This is a genomic window from Flavobacterium sp. (assembly GCF_043773265.1).
Lineage (GTDB): Bacteria > Bacteroidota > Bacteroidia > Flavobacteriales > Flavobacteriaceae > Flavobacterium.
This window is the reverse complement of the sequence record NZ_JAYVFH010000003.1, coordinates 1-3,079: the sequence shown is the minus strand read 5'-3', so window position 1 is coordinate 3,079 and position 3,079 is coordinate 1. Positions and strand designations below refer to the sequence as shown.

4 protein-coding genes are annotated in these 3,079 nt (G+C 28.5%); 1 reads left to right on the top strand and 3 read right to left on the bottom strand.

Annotated features, from left to right (window positions below):
• Positions 1-566, top strand: a 566-nt coding sequence (locus ACH2BO_RS00180) for a hypothetical protein (RefSeq protein WP_395042733.1), incomplete at its 5' end; no start/stop codon positions are given.
• Here ACH2BO_RS00180 and ACH2BO_RS00175 read toward each other — a convergent pair.
• From ACH2BO_RS00175 to epsC, 3 genes are all read right to left on the bottom strand, one after another.
• Entirely contained in the window at positions 561-1,271 is a 711-nt protein-coding gene (locus tag ACH2BO_RS00175) for a porin family protein (protein ID WP_395042732.1), read from the bottom strand. The genes ACH2BO_RS00180 and ACH2BO_RS00175 overlap by 6 nt on opposite strands.
• Positions 1,272-1,389: 118 nt before the next feature.
• Positions 1,390-2,298 (bottom strand): cysteine synthase A, encoded by a 909-nt coding sequence (gene cysK / locus ACH2BO_RS00170; RefSeq protein WP_395042731.1) that lies wholly within the window; start codon positions 2,296-2,298, stop codon positions 1,390-1,392.
• 31 nt (positions 2,299-2,329) lie between these two features.
• A partial coding sequence (gene epsC, locus ACH2BO_RS00165) for a serine O-acetyltransferase EpsC (protein ID WP_395042730.1) occupies positions 2,330-3,079 on the bottom strand: 750 nt, incomplete at its 5' end.

Genomic DNA, 3,079 nt, shown 5'->3' with positions numbered 1-3,079 from the left:
CTATTTTTATTCCAATTTTAGGAACACTTTTTTATATCTTTTTTAATCAAAATTATTATTCAAGAGAACAGTATTTTTTATTATTATTTCAAGTAATAATTATAACTTTTTTATTGCCTTTAACCTTTTTTTATTTATTAAGAACCTTTGGAAAAGTTGATACTATAATGCTTACCGAAACTTCGCAAAGAAAAGCGCCATTACTAGTACAAATTAGTTTAACAGCTGTTTTAATTCAAAAAAGTGTTACAATTGATAGATTTCCAGAGCTTTATTTTTTCTTTCTTGGCGGCATTATTAGTACAATTATAGCTTTGATATTTGTGTTAGCCAACATTAAAGCAAGCATACATATGATTGCAATAAGCGCATTAACATTTTTTGCAATTGCTCTAAGCATCCATCATCAAGAAAATTGTATTGCAATTGTCGCTATTTTATTTTTAATTTCTGGTTTGGTTGCAACTTCAAGATTGTATATGAAAGCACATACGTTAACCGAATTGATTTTGGGTTACACCTTTGGTATGTTGCCACAATTAGTATTGTGGTGTTTTTGGTTATAAAATATAAAATTGCAATCCAATGTTTAAAGTATTCATTTTAATATCTTGACCATCAATTTTGGCCGATTTAAATATTGAATTTAATCCATAATAAACATAGGCATTCCATGTAGTCCATCCAGCAGAAATGTAACAACCATAATGTAATTTATTAAAATCTGGATTGTTTTTTATAACAATAGTTTGAATATCATTTACAAACTTATATTTATCAAAAAATAAATAACTTACTTTAAAACCAGTATAAATTCGCCAAAATTTATGACTTGCAAATGTAGAATTTCGCCATCTAATTTCAAATGGAATTTCTAAATAATGCAGCGATTGTTTATTTTTTTGATAAAAAATATCTTCTGAAAGAATTTCATATTCTCTTGTTTCATTTCCACTTACATCAACCGATTTATATTGATATAAATTATGATTATAAGTAGTTGCTGCATAACCTAAACCAATTGCTAAGGCAAAAGTTCTATTTTTATTTAAAGGGAAGTCTCTTAAAAACCCAACCGAAATAGCAGGAGAAAATTTAATTTGATTTAAATCTTTAGGGATTTTTTGAAGATTACCATAAGAAAAATTAAAATAAAACTGATCTTCTCTATACAAAGAATCAACTTTTACAACTACAGAATCTTTTTTAATGTCTTGCGCAAAAACACTAAAAAATGAAAAAAGAATAAAAATTTTTATTAGAAATTTCATAAAATAATTTATGGTATAAACTTACGAAAAAATAAAATTACAGATGTTAAAAAATAGTTTCAAATAAAAAAGCATCTTAAAACTAAAGATGCTTTTCTAATGCTTAAATTTAAATCGTTTAAAATAATCCTTCAATAGATAAATATCTTTCGCCTGTATCATAATTAAAAGTAAGTACAATTGCATCATTAGAAATAGTTTGCAGTTTTTTAGAAACCGCAGCAAGTGATGCTCCAGAAGAAACGCCAACTAAAATTCCTTCTTTTTTGGCTATCGTTCTAGTAAAATCGTAAGCATCGTCTTTACTAACTTGAATTACTTCATCAATGGCATTGGCATGATAATTTTCTGGAATAAAACCAGCTCCAATTCCTTGTAATGGATGTGGCGCAGGATTTCCACCACTTAAAACAGGAGACAATTCTGGTTCAACAGCAATAACTTTTAAATTTGGAAATTTTTCTTTTAAAACTTCGGCAACTCCAGTTATGTGTCCACCAGTTCCAACTCCAGTGATTATATAATCTAAGCCATCAGGAAAATCGGCTAGAATTTCTAACGCAGTTGTAGTTTTATGAATTTCTATATTGGCAGGATTGTTAAATTGCTGTGGCGACCAAGCGTTTGGCGTTTCTAGAACTAACTCTGCAGCACGTTCAATTGCTCCTTTCATTCCTTTTTCTCTTGGAGTTAATTCAAATTGTGCTCCATAAATTTCCATTAATTTTCTTCTTTCAATACTCATAGATTCTGGCATAACCAAAATTACTTTGTAACCTTTTACGGCTGCAACTAATGCCAAACCTATACCAGTATTTCCAGATGTTGGTTCTATAATTATGCTGTTTTCGTTTAAAAGTCCTTTCTTTTCGGCATCTTCAATCATGGCTAAGGCAATTCTGTCTTTAATACTGTTTCCAGGATTGGTACGTTCTAGTTTAATAAAAACGTTATTTTTAGGAAATAATCTACTTAGTTTTACAACAGGAGTATTTCCAATAGTTTCTAAAATGTTTTTTGCTTTCATACTTCTTTTTTATAATTAATTTTTCTCTTTTTTAAATACTAAAATTCAATGCTTCTGGAAAATTTTGTTTGTTTTTAACCACAATTTCACTTTTATGAAATACTAACGATTGAGCAGGAATTGAATTAGTAATCCAAACATTTCCTCCAATTATAGCATCTTTTCCAATTGTAGTTTTTCCTCCAAGAATGGTTGCGTTGGCATAAATTACTACATTATCTTCAATTGTTGGATGACGTTTTTCATTACTTTTATCCTTACTTACAGTCAATGCGCCAAGCGTTACACCTTGATATATTTTTACATTTTTACCAATAATTGCGGTTTCTCCAATTACAATTCCTGTTCCGTGATCTATAAAAAAACGTTCGCCAATTGTTGCTGCAGGATGAATATCAATTCCTGTTTTACTATGAGCATATTCTGCAAAAGCTCTAGATAATACGGTACTTTTATAATTCCATAATTCAAATGCAATTCTATGAACTGTAATTGCAAAAAATCCTGGATAAGAAATTAATACTTCGTTTCTTGACTTTGCAGCAGGATCAAATTCTAAAATCGCAGCTAAATCTTGCAGTAATAATTTATGTACTTTACTTATTTCATTATAAAAATTTGTGCTTATTGAATTTGCCTCTTCATTAGAAAATTCTTCTTCCAACAATAATTCAGTAAGGATTTGTTTTAATTCAATTTCTTTATTTTCAAAAAAAGTAAAATCTAAATAATCAATGCTAGAACAAAATAGCCAAACAGACATTTCGTTTATCCAATATTT